Origin of the sequence: Mesorhizobium sp. M1088, assembly GCF_040318575.1 — a bacterium.
Classification (GTDB): Bacteria; Pseudomonadota; Alphaproteobacteria; order Rhizobiales; family Rhizobiaceae; genus Mesorhizobium.
Genome location: NZ_JAMYMO010000138.1, coordinates 1 through 581, shown reverse-complemented (window position 1 = coordinate 581; position 581 = coordinate 1). Strand labels below are relative to the sequence as shown.

Here is a 581-nt window from a genome sequence, read left to right as displayed (position 1 = left end):
TGCGTATTCCGGTGATGCCGGACGGCTATTCCAATCTGAAGCCGGACAGGTATTCCGATTTCATGCCGGACACGATTCCGATTTGAAGCCGGACAGTTAGTGTGCCCCTGGGTCGTGCAGGTTTTTGACCTGAACCGGTTGTGTGCGTCAAGCCAGGGTAGTTTGATTGGTGGTCACGGCTTTCTGTTTTCGCAGGCTCTCGCCGCTGAGTTCGATGCGATAGGCATTGTGAACAAGCCGGTCCAATACGGCGTCGGCGATGGTTGGGTTGCCGATCATGTCGTACCAATGGTCCACGGGCACCTGGCTGGTGACGATCGTCGATCGCATTTCGTACCGATCCTCGATGATTTCCAAGAGGTCGCGACGCTGGTCGTCATTGAGCTTCTCCGGCCCCCAGTCGTCGAGGATGAGCAGATCGGTTCTGGCCAAGGCCTTGAGGACCTTCGGATATCGGCCGTCGCCGCGCGCCAGTCCAAGTGTTGCGAACAGCCTGGGGAGGCGATGATAGGCGACGGAGAGGTCCTCGCGGCATGCCTTGTGTCCGAGGGCGCAGGAAAGCCAGCTCTTTCCGACGCCGG

General features: G+C 59.0%; 1 protein-coding gene. It reads right to left on the bottom strand.

Annotation, left to right across the window (positions count from 1 at the left end; all coding sequences use genetic code 11):
• Nucleotides 1–147: 147 nt before the first annotated feature.
• A partial coding sequence (locus NKH49_RS34850; RefSeq protein WP_352930245.1) for an ATP-binding protein occupies nt 148–581 on the bottom strand: 434 nt, incomplete at its 5' end.